This is a genomic window from Corynebacterium endometrii (genome assembly GCF_004795735.1).
GTDB classification, from domain to species: domain Bacteria; phylum Actinomycetota; class Actinomycetes; order Mycobacteriales; family Mycobacteriaceae; genus Corynebacterium; species Corynebacterium endometrii.
This window is the reverse complement of record NZ_CP039247.1, coordinates 1711376-1727560: the sequence shown is the minus strand read 5'-3', so window position 1 is coordinate 1727560 and position 16185 is coordinate 1711376. Positions and strand designations below refer to the sequence as shown.

The 16185-nt window shown below is 60.2% G+C and carries 11 protein-coding genes and 1 pseudogene; 5 read left to right on the top strand and 7 right to left on the bottom strand.

The features are described from left to right. Positions 1-13: 13 nt before the first annotated feature. Both gcvP and sucB read right to left on the bottom strand, forming a co-directional pair. On the bottom strand, positions 14-2872 hold the full coding sequence (gene gcvP, locus CENDO_RS07765; RefSeq protein WP_136141529.1) for an aminomethyl-transferring glycine dehydrogenase: 2859 nt from the start codon (positions 2870-2872) through the stop codon (positions 14-16). Positions 2873-3220: 348 nt separating this feature from the next. After that, positions 3221-5710 (bottom strand): 2-oxoglutarate dehydrogenase, E2 component, dihydrolipoamide succinyltransferase, encoded by a 2490-nt coding sequence (sucB, locus tag CENDO_RS07760; RefSeq protein ID WP_136141528.1) that lies wholly within the window; start codon positions 5708-5710, stop codon positions 3221-3223. A gap of 152 nt (positions 5711-5862) precedes the next feature. Here sucB and CENDO_RS07755 point away from each other — a divergent pair, with 152 nt between their 5' ends. Beyond that, positions 5863-6264 (top strand): oxidoreductase, encoded by a 402-nt coding sequence (locus tag CENDO_RS07755; protein WP_136141527.1) that lies wholly within the window; start codon positions 5863-5865, stop codon positions 6262-6264. A 76-nt stretch (positions 6265-6340) separates the two neighbouring features. On the opposite strand, the pseudogene CENDO_RS07750 reads toward CENDO_RS07755, so the two are convergent. Beyond that, positions 6341-7554 (bottom strand): annotated as a pseudogene (locus tag CENDO_RS07750) (IS3 family transposase); the annotation flags it as partial. Between the two features lie 249 nt (positions 7555-7803). Further along, positions 7804-9318: a leucyl aminopeptidase gene (locus CENDO_RS07745; RefSeq protein WP_246014223.1), complete on the bottom strand. Its 1515-nt coding sequence runs from the start codon at positions 9316-9318 to the stop codon at positions 7804-7806. Between the two features lie 137 nt (positions 9319-9455). Between CENDO_RS07745 and CENDO_RS07740 the strand changes: the two genes are divergently transcribed. From CENDO_RS07740 to CENDO_RS07730, 3 genes are all read left to right on the top strand, one after another. Beyond that, the gene (locus CENDO_RS07740; protein ID WP_136141526.1) at positions 9456-10559 is read left to right on the top strand and encodes a branched-chain amino acid aminotransferase; all 1104 of its coding nucleotides are present in this window, start codon (positions 9456-9458) and stop codon (positions 10557-10559) included. Between the two features lie 442 nt (positions 10560-11001). Further along, a complete protein-coding gene (locus CENDO_RS07735; protein ID WP_136141525.1) occupies positions 11002-11208 on the top strand; it encodes an O-methyltransferase in 207 nt (68 codons plus the stop codon). Positions 11209-11232: 24 nt separating this feature from the next. Then, positions 11233-11634, top strand: coding sequence for a hypothetical protein (locus CENDO_RS07730; protein WP_136141524.1), 402 nt, complete (start codon positions 11233-11235; stop codon positions 11632-11634). 11 nt (positions 11635-11645) lie between these two features. Here CENDO_RS07730 and CENDO_RS07725 read toward each other — a convergent pair whose 3' ends face one another. After that, positions 11646-12653: a nicotinate-nucleotide--dimethylbenzimidazole phosphoribosyltransferase gene (locus CENDO_RS07725; RefSeq protein ID WP_136141523.1), complete on the bottom strand. Its 1008-nt coding sequence runs from the start codon at positions 12651-12653 to the stop codon at positions 11646-11648. Between the two features lie 5 nt (positions 12654-12658). Continuing rightward, positions 12659-13402: a DUF3043 domain-containing protein gene (locus CENDO_RS07720; RefSeq protein WP_246014221.1), complete on the bottom strand. Its 744-nt coding sequence runs from the start codon at positions 13400-13402 to the stop codon at positions 12659-12661. A gap of 204 nt (positions 13403-13606) precedes the next feature. Here CENDO_RS07720 and CENDO_RS07715 point away from each other — a divergent pair, with 204 nt between their 5' ends. Beyond that, positions 13607-13951, top strand: a complete 345-nt coding sequence (locus tag CENDO_RS07715; RefSeq protein WP_136141521.1) for a HesB/IscA family protein — start codon at positions 13607-13609, stop codon at positions 13949-13951. A 132-nt stretch (positions 13952-14083) separates the two neighbouring features. Here the strand turns inward: CENDO_RS07715 and asnB are convergent, their stop codons facing one another. Beyond that, the gene (asnB, locus tag CENDO_RS07710; RefSeq protein ID WP_136141520.1) at positions 14084-16006 is read right to left on the bottom strand and encodes an asparagine synthase (glutamine-hydrolyzing); all 1923 of its coding nucleotides are present in this window, start codon (positions 16004-16006) and stop codon (positions 14084-14086) included. Positions 16007-16185: the final 179 nt, after the last annotated feature.

The window sequence follows — 16185 nt, the reverse complement described above, 5'->3', positions numbered from 1 at the left end:
TTCTCCTCACGAATTAGTTCGTTGGTTGGGAAGCGGTATCGAATGCCTCTGGCGGCGGGCAGGAACAAACCAGATTGCGGTCACCGTAGGCCTCATCGATGCGGCGAACCGGTGGGTAGTACTTGGTGCGTCGCAGGGAATCTAGCGGGTAGACGGCCTTGGCTCGGCTGAATCCGTACTCCCAGTCATCGGCGGTTGCGGCCTCCGCGGTAAACGGCGCGTTGTGGATGACGGAATCCTCGTAGGCGACCTTGCCGTCGATGATTTCCTGAATCTCGGCGCGGATGGCGCGCATAGCGGTGACGAAGCGCTCCAATTCACCCAGATCCTCGGACTCGGTTGGCTCCACCATCAGGGTGCCGGAGACCGGGAAGGACAGGGTTGGGGCGTGGAAGCCGTAGTCAATCAGGCGCTTGGCAACGTCCGCGGCCGTCACGCCAGACTCGTCCGTGAGTGGGCGCAGGTCAAAGATGCACTCATGGGCCACCAGGTCCTCGTTGCCGGTGTAGAGAACCGGGAAGGAATCCTTGAGCTCGTGGGCCAGGTAGTTAGCCCCCAGGATCGCCCACGAGGTGGCGTCCTTGATGCCCTGTGCGCCGGCCATGGCCAGGTACGCCCAGGAAATCGGCAGCACGCCGGCGGAGCCGTACTTAGCGGCGGTGGAAGGAACGCCCTTGCCCTCCGCGGTAGGCTCGGCCGGGTCGATGGCGGGATCATTGGCATCCGTCGGCAGGAATGGCACCAGGTGTTCTGCTACGCCAACGGGGCCAACTCCTGGGCCGCCGCCGCCATGAGGAATGGTGAAGGTCTTATGCAGGTTGAGGTGGGATACGTCCCCGCCAAACTGACCGGGCTTTGCCCAACCGGAGAGGGCGTTCATGTTTGCGCCATCGATGTAGACCTGGCCGCCGGCGGCATGGACCTTGTCGCATACCTCGCGGACCTCGGGGTCAAAGACGCCGTGGGTCGATGGGTAGGTAATCATGATTCCGGCGATGTGCTCGCCATACTGCTCAATCTTGGCGTCCAGATCGGAGGTATCGATAGAGCCGTCATCCGCGGTCTTGACCACCGCCACGCGCAGGTTGGCTAGCGTTGCGGATGCGGCATTGGTGCCGTGTGCGGACGCAGGGATTAGCACCACGTCGCGGCCGTGGTCGCCGTTGGCCACGTGGTAGCGGCGGATGGCGAGCAGGCCAGCCAGTTCGCCCTGGGAACCGGCGTTGGGCTGGATGGAGACCTTGGCGTAGCCGGTGATTTCCGCGAGCCAGCCTTCCAATTCCTCAATGAGTAGGCGCCAACCCTCAGTGGTTTCCTCAGGGGCGTATGGGTGAATGTTGGCGAACTCCGGCCAGGAGATAGGCTCCATGGCCGCGGTTGGGTTGAGCTTCATGGTGCAAGAGCCCAGGGGGATCATGGTGCGGTCCAGCGCCAAGTCCTTGTCAGCCAGCGTGCGCAGGTAGCGCAGCATCTGGGTCTCGGAGTGCATGGAGTTGAAGATCTCGTGGGTGAGATATTCGCTGGTGCGCGCCAGGGATTCCGGCAGCGCGGAGGCGTTATCATCCAGCGCGTCCACGGAGGTTGACGCGCCGAAGGCCGCGGCCAGGGCCACGACGTCTTCGGCGGTAGCGGATTCACCGAAGGAAACGGAGACCTTGTCCTGGCCGATGGCACGAACCAGGTAGCCGTTCGCCTGCAGATCCGCCTTGATTGCCTGGGCGTCGACGCCGGCAACGGTCACGGTGTCAAAGAAGTACTCGGCGGTGGTCTTATTGCCGGCGGACTTTACGGCCGTGGCGAACTGGGAGGCGAGCAGGTGGACGCGCTCCGCAATCGCCTTAAGCCCCTTAGGGCCGTGGTAGACCGCGTACATGGAGGCCACGTTGGCCAGCAACGCCTGTGCGGTACAAATATTGGAGGTGGCGCGCTCGCGGCGAATGTGCTGCTCACGGGTCTGCAGGGACAGGCGGTATGCGGGCTTTCCGTCGGCATCCTTGGACACGCCTACCAGGCGGCCCGGCATCTGGCGCTTGAGCTTATCCGTCACCGCCATGTATGCCGCGTGAGGACCGCCGAAGAATAGTGGAACACCGAAACGCTGCGTGGAACCAACGGCGATATCGGCGCCAAGCTCGCCGGGGGATTCCAGCAGGAGCAGCGACAGGGGATCGGCAACCAGGGTTGCCTGGCCGCCGCGGGTGTGGGCCTCTTCGATGACCTTGCGCAGGTCCGCAATGTCGCCCTCGGTGCCGGTGTAGGCGCCCACGATTCCCACGATGTCCTCGCCCACGAGGCCATCGGTCAGGTCCGTGATCTCAACCTCAAGCTCACTGGCGCGGGCGCGCTCGGCGGCCACGGCGAGCACCTGAGGATGCAGGCGGGAATCCAGCACAACGCGGCGTCCCTTCTTTACCGCGCGGGCCATAAGGCCCACCGCCTCGGCAACCGCGGAGGCTTCATCAAGCAGGGAAGCGTTGGCGATGGGCAGCCCGGTCAGGTCTTGGATAAGGGTCTGGAAGTTAAGCAGCGCCTCGAGGCGGCCCTGGGAGATTTCTGGCTGGTACGGGGTGTAAGCGGTGTACCAGCCGGCGTCTTCTATCAGCCCGCGGCGGATAACCGGAGGGGTAATGGTGTCAGAGTAGCCCTGGCCGTAGAAGGACTTCAGGACAACATTCTTCTCCGCGTATTCCTGCAGGCGAGCCTGGGCCGCGTATTCACTCAGGCCTTCCGGCATATCGAGCGGGGAATCAGAAACGATGGCCTGCGGGATGGCCGCCGTCACCAGCGCTTCTACCGAGTCATAGCCCAACTTGGACAGCATGGTGGATGTTTCTGATGCATCTGGGCCTAAATGGCGCGAGATGAACTCCATTATTAGCGTGCTCCTTTTCGTTAAAAGGCATAGAAATCAGGCGGAAAGCAACACCGCCATACGCGCCCCATTATATGACTGTCGGACGGGTCACAGTGGGAAAAAGATGTGGCAAATATTTAGACGATCTCGGTTCTCAGATTATGCGTCCCAGCGCGTGCTCAAACCCCTGCATGAGGAGATTAAAGCGACGCACCCCACTGCATAGTATGCGGGAAAGATAATTTCCCGATTGAACGAATATGGGGGTGGTTGTTCAACGGCCACAAAACGCGAAAACCGCCTTGGCTCTCCCCGAGTAGGGGAGAGCCAAGGCGATCTAGCCGCTTAACTCAAGCTCTGTGAGGCCTAGAGGGCCAGGTCAGACTCGAAGTCTGCGGTCTCCAAGCGGTCCTTGATGGTGGTGATGAAGCGGCCTGCGTCCGCGCCATCGACAACCTGGTGATCGTAGGTGAATGGCAGGTAGCACATCTGGCGGATGGCGATTGCATCCTGGCCGTCCTCGGTCACAACCACTGGGCGCTTCGTGATGGCCGCGGTACCCAGGATGCCTGCCTGTGGCGGAACCAGGATCGGGGTATCCAGCAGCGCACCCTCAGAACCGATGTTGGTGATGGTAAAGGTAGCACCCGTGAGGTCATTTGGCTTCAGCTTGTTGTTGCGCGCCTTGTCAGCCAGCTCCGCGATAGCCTGAGCGATCTCCGGCAGGGGCTTGTCCTGAGCCTTGTGGATGACAGGGGTCAAGAGGCCCTTAGGGGTGTCCACGGCGATGGCCACGTTCACGTCGGCGTGGTAGGTCATCTCCTTGGTGTCAGGGTTGTAGGAAGCGTTGACGTTTGGATGAGATACCAGGGCCTCAACCGCCGCCTTCACGAAGAACGGCAGGTAGGTCAGGTTAGCGCCATACTTCTCGGCGAACGCTGGCTTGGACTTCTTGCGCAGATCGGCGATTGCGGTGACGTCAACTTCCTGGACGTGGGTGAGCTGTGCCGAAACCTGCAGAGCCTCAACCATCTTGGAAGCGGTGATCTCACGGATGCGGTTGACCTTCTGAGTGGTGCCGATGAGCTCAGCCTTTTCAGGGTCAACGGACTTGGTGGACCAGTTGCTGCGCTTGCCGGACTCGGCTGGAGCGGACTCGGCAGCCGGTGCCTCACCCTTGGCGGCAGCCAGGACATCCTGCTTACGGATGCGGCCGCCAACGCCGGTGCCCTCGATGGTGTTTAGGTCCACGCCGTGCTTGTCGGCCAGCTTGCGTACCAGCGGGGTGACGTAAGGAACGTTGTCACCGTTGTCCACCTTGGTGGATGCGCCGGAGCTCTTAGGGTCAGACTTTTCGGTCTTGTCCTTCTTTTCGGCCTTGGACTCGTCCTTCTTGGAGTCATCTACCTTCTCGGCGGACTCATCCTTCTCAGCCTTGTCGGCCTTCTTGCCGGCTTCCTTAGCGTCTTCCTTCTTCTTGGAATCCTCCTCAGGCTTGTCCTCCTTCTTAGAGGAAGCCTTGTCCTCCTTCTTGGAGGATGCGGAGCCGGAGCCGATCTTGGCGATGACCGCGCCCACGTCGACGGTGTCATCCTCCTCGGCCAGGATTTCCAGCAAGGTGCCGGCTACTGGGGAAGGTACCTCAGTATCGACCTTGTCCGTGGATACCTCCAGCAGTGGCTCGTCAACCTCAACGGTGTCACCAACGGACTTGAGCCACTGGGTGATGGTGCCCTCAGTTACGGACTCGCCCAGCTCAGGCATGGAGACGTCAGTAGCGTCACCGGAGTCAGCGTCGGAATCGTCAGCAGCCTCGTCAACGGTGTCATTGTCTTCCTTGGACTCCGCCTCCTCGATGTGCTCCTCGGAAGGAACATCATCATCGGAATCGTCGGAGTCGCCGGCCGCATCGGCGTCGCCGATCTTGACGATGATGGCGCCCACGTCGACGGTGTCATCCTCTTCCGCCAGGATCTCGAGGATGGTGCCGGCTACCGGGGAAGGAACCTCGGTGTCCACCTTGTCTGTGGATACCTCCAGCAGTGGCTCATCAACCTCAACGGTGTCACCAACGGACTTGAGCCACTGGGTGATGGTGCCCTCAGTTACGGACTCGCCCAGCTCAGGCATGGCAACCTCGGTAGCGGAACCGGAGGACTTCTTGGAAGGCTTCTTCTCTTCCTTCTCCTCGGTCTTAGGCTCGTCCTTCTCCTCAGCCTTGTCTTCCTTCTTCTCCTCGGACTTGCTGGAGGAAGAAGGAGCGGAGCCGGAGCCGATCTTGGCGATGACCGCGCCTACGTCAACGGTGTCATCCTCCTCGGCCAGGATCTCCAGCAGCTTGCCGGCTAACGGGGAAGGAATCTCAGTATCGACCTTATCGGTGGATACCTCGAGCAGAGGCTCATCAACCTCAACGTCATCGCCAACAGACTTGAGCCACTGGGTGATGGTGCCCTCAGTTACGGACTCGCCCAGCTCAGGCATCTCAACGTCCGTGGCGTCACCGGACTCAGAAGCCTCAGCATCCGAGGAATCAGAGTCGGCGGACTCATTGTCCTCAGCCTCATCGTTAGCTTCCTCTTCTGCGGCATCGTCATCAGAAGAATCAGCCGACTCACCCTCATCACCGATGATGGCGATGACCGCACCGACGTCGACGGTGTCATCTTCCTCAGCCTTGATTTCAAGGATGGTGCCAGCGACGGGGGATGGGATTTCAGTATCGACCTTATCGGTGGATACCTCGAGCAAAGGCTCGTCAACCTCAACGGTGTCACCAACGGACTTCAGCCACTGGGTGATGGTCCCCTCGGTTACGGATTCGCCCAGCTCAGGCATCTCAACGGAGTGCGCCATGGTTTATAAGACTCCTCGAATGTTGGAAATAAACTTAGTTTCTCATGAACAGCCTACCGGTTTGGCCTTCCTGCTGCGCATTCGGAGTTCATAATTTTTGCCGGCACACCACCTAATGGGGTGGATAGCAGGCTGTATTAGAATGGGGAGCCGTGTTCAACCCTTTCCGCCGCAACAGATCCAAGTCCCAGCTGCGCCCGCCGCGAGCCCCCGGTGACACCATCCGGGAGGCCGATGCCGCCGCGTTGCAACAGTGGGCGCAGGGTCGCGCCTTCCTTGAGGCATTCGTGGAGCCAGAGACCGTGGTCAATGAGATGTCCGTGGTCGTTGTGGATGAAAACGGCGATTTCATCCGCCGCCGCATCGGCGGGCCAAAGGGCATTGATGCGGTGGCGCGCCTGCTGGGCTGCGCCGTCTACGACGTGGAGGACACGGGGTACCCGCAGCGCATGCGCGAGCGCTTGGAACGCGAGCGCATCCTGCGCAAGCGTAAACAACAACGCGCCCGTCGTGAAAAGTTCGAGCGCGGAGAAAACCCAGGCCCGCCGGTATAGCGCCGCGCGAGGCAAAAACAATAGGCGCCCACAATCCCGATGTGAACTAGCCCCCGAAAGTTGGACTGGGTTAATTCTATACGGCTAGGGCCGCTAGGGTCTGACTCCGATATTCCATCGGTGTCAGGCCCTTTATGCGTGCCTGCAATCGTTGAGTGTTGTACCAGAAGATGTAGTCATCAATGGCTACTGATAATTCTTCGGTACTGGCGAAGAGCTCACCGTGGAACATCTCGGTTTTAAGATGTCCAAAGAAATTCTCCATGACCGCATTGTCATAACAGTTGCCCTTACGCGACATGGACTGGATGCCGCCGCACGACGCAATAAGCTTTCGCCAACTCGAATGCTGGTAGTGGAATCCCTGATCGGTATGCACAATCAATCCTGCACCAGGGGTATGCCACGTTATCGCATCTGATAGTGACTGTGCCGTCAACGCCGTAGTCGGCGCCGTACTTAAACGTATGCGCCAAGATCGTGCGATCGTATAAATCCATAATCGGTGAAAGATAGAGCTTTCTACCTGCGACTTTAAACTCAGTTACGTCACTGACCCAGGCCGTATTCGGTGCATCTGGGGTGAAGTTACGATCCAAAATATTATCGGCTATCTTGCTGATGGTCCCCTTGTACGAGCTGTACTTGGTCGTTCGCCGAACCTTGGCTTTCCAACCGTTGGCATCCATGATCTTGTACACCAGCTTGTGGTTGACTTCAAAGCCTTGTGTGCGCAGTTCAAGCCACACGCGGCGATACCCGTAGCGTTGTTTGCTGCCGGTGTAGATTTTCTCGATTTCCTCTTCTAGCTCGGCATACTTATTAGGCCTATCGAGTCGTTGAAGGTGATAGAAGTAGGTCGAACGGGCAAGATCTGCAGCGTCAAGCAGGTCTTCGAGCCTGTGTTGTGACTTGAGGGTGACGATCGCCTGGACCTTTAGGCGAGTCCCTGGTTCCTCAAGTCCCGCAATTTTTTCAGGTAAGCATTTTCCGCTTTCAGTCGCTCGACTTCGCGGCGCAGTTTGTCTTCTTCCGTCACAGGTTTGGGCTTCGCTGATCCTTTAGGCCTGCCTTTAGGCTTCGGTTTAAGCCCGTCCCAGCCTTCTTTGCGGTAGCGCCGCATCCAATCCCTAACCAGGGTCGGTGAAGACAAGTTGAATTCTTTGGCCAGTTCCATCCGGGTCGCGCCAGCGAGATGGCGTTCGATGATTTCTTTCTTGACCTCGAAAGAATAGGTTTGCTTCGTTGGTTTCTCCACAAGACATAGTCTGCCATGAAGCTGAAATCGACTAAACAGTTTCCGGGTAGCGCCACGCCCCACACCGAGGCGATGAGCTGCGGCTACGTAACCATACCCTTCCTCAAACAAAGCAACCAACCGTTCACGCTGGGCTTCGGATAACGAACTTCGTGCTCTCAATGAAAATACTCCCCACTAGATGGATACTGATTTCTCAGTCCAACTAATGGGGAGCAGTTCAATGAGGGGACGTGGGCGCCTATATCTTTAATGTGCGTATGGCGCGATTCTAGGCGCCATTAAACGCCGGCATACTCACGCAATGCGGCGATGACGGTGCGCACCGGAACGCCGGTGGCCTTCTTCGGGGTGTAGCCGTATGGCGCGGCGTTATTGTAGGACGGCCCAGCGATATCGATGTGGGCCCACTCGATGCCCTCGCCGACGAACTTACCCAGGTAGGTGCCGGCATACTCCATGCCGCCGGAGCGGCTGCCGGAGATGTTGCGGATATCGGCGGCAGCGGACTTGATCTCCTCATCGTGCTCTTCGAGCAGCGGCATAGCCCACGCGTTTTCACCCACGGTGCGGCCTAGCGCTGCGAGGTGATCGCGCAGTTCCTCGGTGCCCATGATGCCGGCGGTGCGGTCACCTAGGGCGACTATCTGGGCGCCGGTGAGGGTGGCGGTTTCGATGAGGACGTCCGGGTTGTCCTCGGACGCGCGGGCGATGGCGTCGGCAAGCACCAGGCGGCCCTCAGCGTCGGTGTTGAGAACCTCGGAGGTGATGCCGCCGTAGTGGGTGATCACGTCGCCGGGGCGGGACGCGTTGGCGGACGGCATGTTCTCAGCCAGTGGCAGGTAAGCGGTGACCTTGACCGGAAGCTTGAGCTGCGCGGCCGCAATGGCTACGGAGGCCATAGCCGCGGAGCCGCCCATATCGGAAATCATGTCCCACATGCCGGCGCCCGGCTTCAAGGAAATGCCGCCGGTGTCAAAGGTTATGCCCTTGCCCACGAGCGCCACGTGCTTGGCGGCCTTCTTCGGCTCCCACGCCATGCGCACGAGGCGAGGCGGGCGCGCTGAACCCTTGCCCACGGCGATGATGCCGCCGAATCCCTGGGCCTCGAGTTCCTTTTCATCCAGGACGTCCACGCTTAGCCCCGCCTTTTCGCCTTCCTGCTTGAGCAGTTCGGCGTAGGAGGCCGGGTAGAGGATATTGGATGGGGTGTTGACAAGGTCGCGGGCGGTAATGACCGCCTCGGCGGTGACCTTGGCGGCCTCGAATGCGGCGGCCTCCGATTTATCGGAAGAGATAAAGGAGACGGTGGCCCGCTGCGCGGCGTCCGCGTCATCTTCGGTGTGGATGCCCTTGTAGACGTAGCCGCCCAGGATGATTCCCTCCACGGCGGGCACCAGGCCAAAGTGCGCAAAGTCGGCAACGGCGCTGTCAATCCCCTTGAGCGCGCGCCCCGCGGAGCCTGCGGCGCGGCGGACCGCCTCAGCGTCTACCTGCTCGGGGCTGCCCAGGCCCACCGCGATAATCGAGGTAGCGCCCGCCTTGGCCGGAGCCGGGATGCGCACTACCTCACCTGCGGTTCCCTTGGCGCCAACGGCGACCAAGGCCTCAAAGGCGGCCTTGAGCTGGGATCCTCCGAGCAGTAAACCGGCCGGAACCTCCAATCCCTCCTCGCCCTTGCAGGTGGCGATAATAAAGGCATCGGCCTTCTTTGGCGCCTTCTTCACCAGCTTGACTGCGGGGAACGTGCCCGCACCCGGCAGGGAAATAGCGGACTTAGCCTGTGATTTGGCCACAGTTATCCTCCTAAGGTTTTGTCAGAAACAGTTTCGACCTTCCCACTTTAGCCATTCTTGGCCTCAACGTGTTGGGTACGGGAGAATGCAGTGGCATATTGCTGTGGGTTCTTGACTGGCGGAGTAGATTAAGTTCCATGACTTCTTTGGAGTATCAGGTAACCCGCAACGAAAACGCACGCCCGGCCGCTGAGCGTCAGGCCATCTTGGAAAACCCAGGCTTCGGCAAGGAATTTACGGACCACATGGTGACCATCGATTGGACCAAGGATAAGGGTTGGCACAACGCCCAGCTCCAGCCCTACGGCCCCGTCACCATGGATCCGGCGACCAACGTGTTCCATTACGGCCAGGCAATCTTCGAGGGTCTCAAGGCCTACCGTCATGAGGATGGCACCATCGTGGCCTTCCGTCCTGATGAAAACGGCAAACGCCTCAACGACTCTGCTGACCGCCTGGCCATGCCGCAGCTGCCGGTCGAGGAATTCCTGAAATCCGTGCAGGTGCTCGTAGAGGCGGACCAGGACTGGGTGCCGGCCGCCGGCGGAGAGGCCTCCCTGTACCTGCGCCCGTTCATGATCTCCACTGAGGTATCCCTGGGCGTTCACCCGGCGGACGCCTACCGCTACATCCTCATTGCATCCCCGGCTGGTGCCTACTTCAAGGGCGGAGTTAAGCCGGTGAAGGTCTGGCTGTCTAAGGATTACGTCCGCGCCGCCCCCGGTGGCTGCGGAGCGGCCAAGTTCGCGGGTAACTATGCGGGCTCCCTTTTGGCCCAGGCGCAGGCGGAGGAAAAGGGCTGCGACCAGGTGGTGTGGCTTGATGCGATTGAGCACAAGTACATCGAGGAAATGGGCGGCATGAACCTGATGTTTGTCTACGGTTCCGGCGATGATGTCACCATCGTGACCCCATCCTTGTCCGGCTCACTGCTTCCGGGCATCACCCGCAAGTCCCTCCTGCAGGTGGCGCAGGATTTGGGCTACAAGGTGGAAGAACGCCGAATCACTACGGATGAATGGCGCGAGGACGTAGCATCCGGCGCAATGACCGAGGCCTTCGCCTGCGGTACCGCCGCCGTCATCACCCCGGTGGGTCACGTGGCAAGCAAGGACGGCGAGTACCTCATTAATAACAATGAGGCCGGCGAGGTAACCATGAAGCTTCGCGAGGCGCTCACGGGCATCCAGCGCGGTTCCGTCGAGGACACGCACGGCTGGCTGCACACCCTGGTGAAGTAGCACCCGTTTGCTTTTAGGTTTCCCCGCGTTCGCCTTGATGGTGGCGTGGGGATTCGTCTATTTGGCGGGGATTGGGGTTGGCGTGCAACAAACTCGTTCGATCGTGGCTAGATCATGCATTCATCGGGGGCGATCGAACGTATTTGTTGCGGATAGCTATGATTTGGCAGGCGGGGTGCAACAAACTCGTTCGATCTGGGAGAGATCCGGTGGTTTTGGCCGGTGATCGAACGTATTTGTTGCACTTAGTCAACGCATGAAAGCAAAAGAATTGGTCGGGCTCGCGGGATTGCTCCGGTTGACCTTATGGCTAACTCCGAAGGCGGGACCGCTGGTCCCGCCTTCATGCGCAAGCGACCATGGTGGGGGCTTCGCGTCAATTGCCGACCGTGTATCGTCCTCTGAGCCCGACTGGGATTTTGATGCCCACTGTCTGGCCGCGATGCGTAGTGCGCGCCGGGTGCTAGACCTGGGCACCGGTGGCGGGGAGCGGCTCATCGCAATCATCGAACAGTTGGGGCCGGATGTGCCGGAAATCTGGGCTACGGAAGGGTGGGAGCCCAACATTCCCGTGGCGACGGAGAATCTGAAGGGGTACGGGGTAGAGGTCCGCGCCTGCGATGCCGAATCCGGTGACACCATTCCGTAGCCGGACAATTACCTTGACGTGGTCATGTCCCGGCATGAAAGCTTTTCCGCTGAGGAAGTCGCCCGGGTTCTCCGGCCCGCCGGGATTTTTCTGACCCAGCAAGTCAGCGGCGACAATTGTCCCGAATTGCTGACATGGTTTGGTGGTGAGAGCCAATACCCTGATGTGAACCTGTCGCACTACACTGCGATGGTGAAAGACGCCGGGCTGGAGATTGTCGACAGCGGAGAACGGGCCGGGCATATGCACTTCGATGACGTCGAAACGCTAATTACTTACTTGGGATACTGCCCGTGGGAAGCGCCGGAGTTCGACGTCGAAAAACACGCGGATGTCCTGCGTGAGCTGGCTAACTCAGCGGCGGCTGGGGACAGGATTGCCCTGACGGAAAAGCGTTTCTGGTTGCACGCCAGGGCAGCTGGCTAACCGCACGTCTACTAGGACAAATTGCGGCTGACTGCGGCAACTTCGCCGGCCGCCAAATCCACGGCACTTATCAGCAAAGGGAGCGCATTAAGCGCACCCAATCCGCCCCCGGCCCGGATATCTAGGTTCAACAACGGAACCAATCCCAATTCCTGGAGGGCCAGGCGGTGCGCCGGTTCCGGCCCGATGCCCGTGGCGTAGCACCAGTGCCGGCAATCGATGGAGAGCCTTTCCGCCAGCAGGGCGGCGGTGGCAACGAGAGGGCCGTCGATGAGCACAGGGGTGCGGCGCTGCGCGGCCTGCGCAATAAACGCGGTGAGCGCCGCGAGGTTAGGGGAGCCGATGAGCTGGATGAGCTCGCGCGGATCGGAGGCGAAATTTCTAGCCCTAAACATGGCATCGCGGACCACGCGCACCTTGGTCTTCCACATGGCGTCCGTGATGCCGGAGCCAGGGCCAACTATCTGGACAGGCTCAGTGCGCGTTATAACTCCCATCACGGCCGCGGCTACGGTGGTAGCCCCCACTCCCAGCTCTGCGGGGATTAAAAGATCGGCGCCGGCATCCACGGCGCTATTGGCGGCCTTGGCGCCAAGTTCGAAAGCGGCATCGACCGTGGCGGCGTCCATGGCATCGGACGTATCTATGCCACCGGCAGGCCCGCAGGTGTCCGTGACGTTGATGAGTGAAACCCCCACACCGAGGCGGCGCGCCAGGGCGCTCACCGGGCCCACACCGGTCCGGAGTTCCTCTACCTGCTCATCCGTCGCGGCAGGCGCGAAGGCGGACAGACCGGCGCCCTGATAGTGGGCCCCAGCAATGCTGTTATGGCCTGCAAAGACTACAAGACGCGCGTTCATCGGGGAGCGTGCAGGTACCTGTCCCTGCGCCCCGGCTAGCCATGCCGCCGGCTCGCACAAGCGGCCAAAGGAAACCCCGCGCGGCGTAGCACCAAGGCCGACGCGAACAGCGTCGGCGGCTTCGGCGTCAACCGGCGGGGCAGGTGTGAAAACAGCCATGAGGCTTAATTTACCTCAGCGCCGCGCTCGACGCGCGGACGCGGGGTGCGCCACTTGCGAGGCTGGGTCGCGCGGCCAAAGGCATACATACCCAGGCCGAAACCTGGGGCGGTTGAACCCTCAAACTTCATGCGCACGGCATTGTTGACCTTGCGGCCCATAATGATGCCTTCGATGGCGAACAGCACGATGACCACCATCGCAATGGTGGAGGTGATGTTGGCAAACCGCGGTGCGAACGTAGCGGTGAACATAATGACAAGCATGATGAGCGCGGCGGGCATGGCCCACTCGCTCAGCCAGCGGCGGGAATCAACCCAGTCGCGGACGAACGCGCGTTCAGGGCCGCGGTCGCGGGCCATGAGGTAGCGCTCGTCGCCGCTGGCCATCTTGGCCTGGTTCTCGCGGGCGATGCGGCGGTTTTCTTCCTTTTCCTTCCTCTTATATTCCTTCCACTCCTGCTTGCTCAGGGACTTCTTTAGCTCCTTGCGGTGCTGGTAGCGCTGAGCATCAGACATGCTATTGGGATCGCGGCGAACGCCGCGGGCAATTTCCTGCTCCGCACGCTTCGGCGTAGGTCGGCCCTTAGGCGGGGTGTAGCCCTTGGGAAGGTTGGTCTGCGCATCCCCGGCGGCCCTGCCCGCGGTGTGGGCGGCATCGCCGGCCGCGGTGGACCCCTTTGGGGAGGCGGTGGGGGCAGCCTTACCCGGCTGCTGGGACTCTTGATCTTTTTGCCACGGAAGTTTCACGTTCAACAGCATACAAAGGAAGGTTGCAGAAGTGGGAATATATCCCCTCATGGGCGGGTTAATGGAGACATATGGCAGATGGCTTAACCGTGAGGGTATCGTGGCACGGGAAAGCTACAGGCTTGTCGGTGCTCGCGTTTGGCGCCATGCGCGTAGTGTGGGTACTTACGAGACTCGAACTAGAGACAACATTGAGGAGAACACATGACTGCTCCAACTTCCGCCACCGGCGTGATCTTGACCGATGCCGCCGCAGCTAAGGCCAAGTCCCTACTCGACCAGGAGGGCCGTGACGATCTAGCCCTGCGCATCGCGGTTCAGCCTGGCGGTTGCGCCGGCCTGCGCTACCAGCTGTACTTCGATGACCGTACCCTCGACGGTGACAAGGAAGACCTGATTGGCGGCGTTCGTCTGGTAGTAGACAAGATGTCCGTGCCTTACCTCGCTGGCGCAAAGATTGACTTCGCGGACACCATCGAGTCCCAGGGCTTTACCATTGACAACCCAAACGCAACCGGTTCTTGCGCCTGCGGCGACTCCTTCAACTAAGGCCCGCTAGGCACAGCAGAGCCCGGTATCCCTTGAGCCTAAAGGCCTGGGATACCGGGCTTTTTCATGTCTTCTTCGTTTAACCCGGGGCGCTAAGGGCTTGGCCGGCCCCTAACGCGCGTGGGTGGAAGGCTAGAGCTTGACCGGGTACTCCTTGTGCTCGATCTGCGGATCGATTCGCTTTTCCACAAAGATTCCATGCCAGATCATGAACGCGAGCACGGTCCACAGGCGGCGGGAGTGATCCGATACGCCGTCGCGGTGCTCCTTGAGCATCTCCATGACCTCGTGCTTGTTGAAGATATCCTCCGTCTGGGAGTCGTTGATGGTATCTTGCGCCCAGCCAAAGAGTTCATCGCCGGCCAGCCAGTGGCGCATAGGAACCGGGAAGCCCAGCTTCTTGCGGTGCAGCACGTGTGGCGGAACGATCTGCTCCATGGCCTTGCGCAGGGCGTACTTGGTGGTGCCGTTGGCAATCTTCAAATCGTACGGAATGGACTCCGCAACGGCGAAGACTTCCTTATCTAGGAATGGAACGCGCAACTCGAGGGAGTTAGCCATGTTCATCTTGTCCGCCTTGACCAGGATGTCACCGCGCATCCAGGTAAACAGGTCCAAGTGCTGCATGCGTGCGACCGGGTCCATGTGCTTGGACTGGGCGTAGATTGGCGCGGTGACCTCGCGGTGGTCCCATTCGCGCTTGGCCCACGGGATCACGCGCTGCATCTGCTCAAAGTTAAAGGAGCGCGCGTTGCCGTAGTAACGCTCCTCCATGGTCATGGATCCGCGGTCCAGCAATGACCTGCCCTTCATCCCATCCGGCAAAACCCTGGACAGCTTGCCCAGCCCCTGGCGCAGCGGGGAAGGGATCTTCTCAAAGGGCGCTAGGGACAGTGGCTCCTTATAGATGGTGTAACCGCCGAAGAGCTCATCCGCGCCCTCGCCGGAAAGAACAACCTTGACGTGCTTGCGTGCCTCCTGGGCCACGAAGAACAGGGGAACCAAGGAAGGGTCGGCAACCGGATTATCCAGGTACCACATGATCTTAGGGATGGACTCCGCGTACTCCTCGGGGGAGACCACTTTCACGATGTGCTCAGTGCCAATTGCCTCAGCGGTCTCGGCGGCCACATCGACCTCTGAGTAGCCCTCACGCTCGAAGCCGGTGGTAAATGTCAAAAGGTTTGGGTTGTGGCGCTTTGCGAGGGTGGCAATCGCGGAGGAATCGATGCCGCCGGACAGGAAGGAGCCAACGGTTACATCGGCACGCATGTGCTTTTCCACCGAATCCTCGAGCGCCCGAGCAATGCGGTCAAAAAGATCCTGTTCCTTACCCTTTGGTACCGGCTGCGCGTTGAACCGCGGCTTGAAGTAGCGGTTAGAAACCACGGTGCCGCCCGGCTTCAGGGTGACGGTGCAGCCGGACTCGACGCGGCGGATGTTCGCGTGCAACGACTCCGGCTCTGGGACGTACTGCAAGTCCACGTAGTGCTCGATGGCGCGGCGATCAAGGCTGAGGTCTAGATTAATGGCCTCGGCCATCTCCAAGATGGACTTCATCTCCGAAGCAAACACGGTGCCGGCATCAGTGGTGGCGTAGTACAGCGGCTTGATGCCGAACTGGTCGCGGGCGGCGAACATGGTGCGGGTCTCGGTGTCCCAGATGACGATGCCGAACATACCGCGCAGGTGGTTGACCACGTCCGCACCCCAGTGGTGGTAGCCCACAACGATTGGCTCGCCGTCACCCTCAGTATTAAAGGTGTAGCCGGCGGCCTGCAGCTCCTCGCGAAGCTCGATGTAATTGTAGATCTCGCCATTAAAGGTCATGGCGTAGCGCTCTGGGTTGTCTTCCGGGCCCCAGCGCAGGGGCTGGTGTGAGTGCTCGAGGTCAATGATGGAAAGACGGTTGAAGCCAAAGACCGCCGAATCGTCATGCCAGGTACCTGCGGCGTCCGGACCGCGGTGGCGCATGCATGGCAGTCCTTCCTCGATGGCAGACACAAACTCATTCGCGTTCGAGTTAGCGGTGAGCATGCTGAGAAGTCCGCACATGGGTGGTTACTCCTTATATATGTCTATGAAATCTAGCTTCCACATACTGTACGGCTCAGGCGTCGCTAATGCCTATCTCGCCACGGCAAACGGCAAGTTTCCCTCCGAACGAAAATTAGGCCTTAGCTCCGCGTGGGCGAACACGGTTTTAGACTTAACCGGAGCGTGTTGATGGCGAT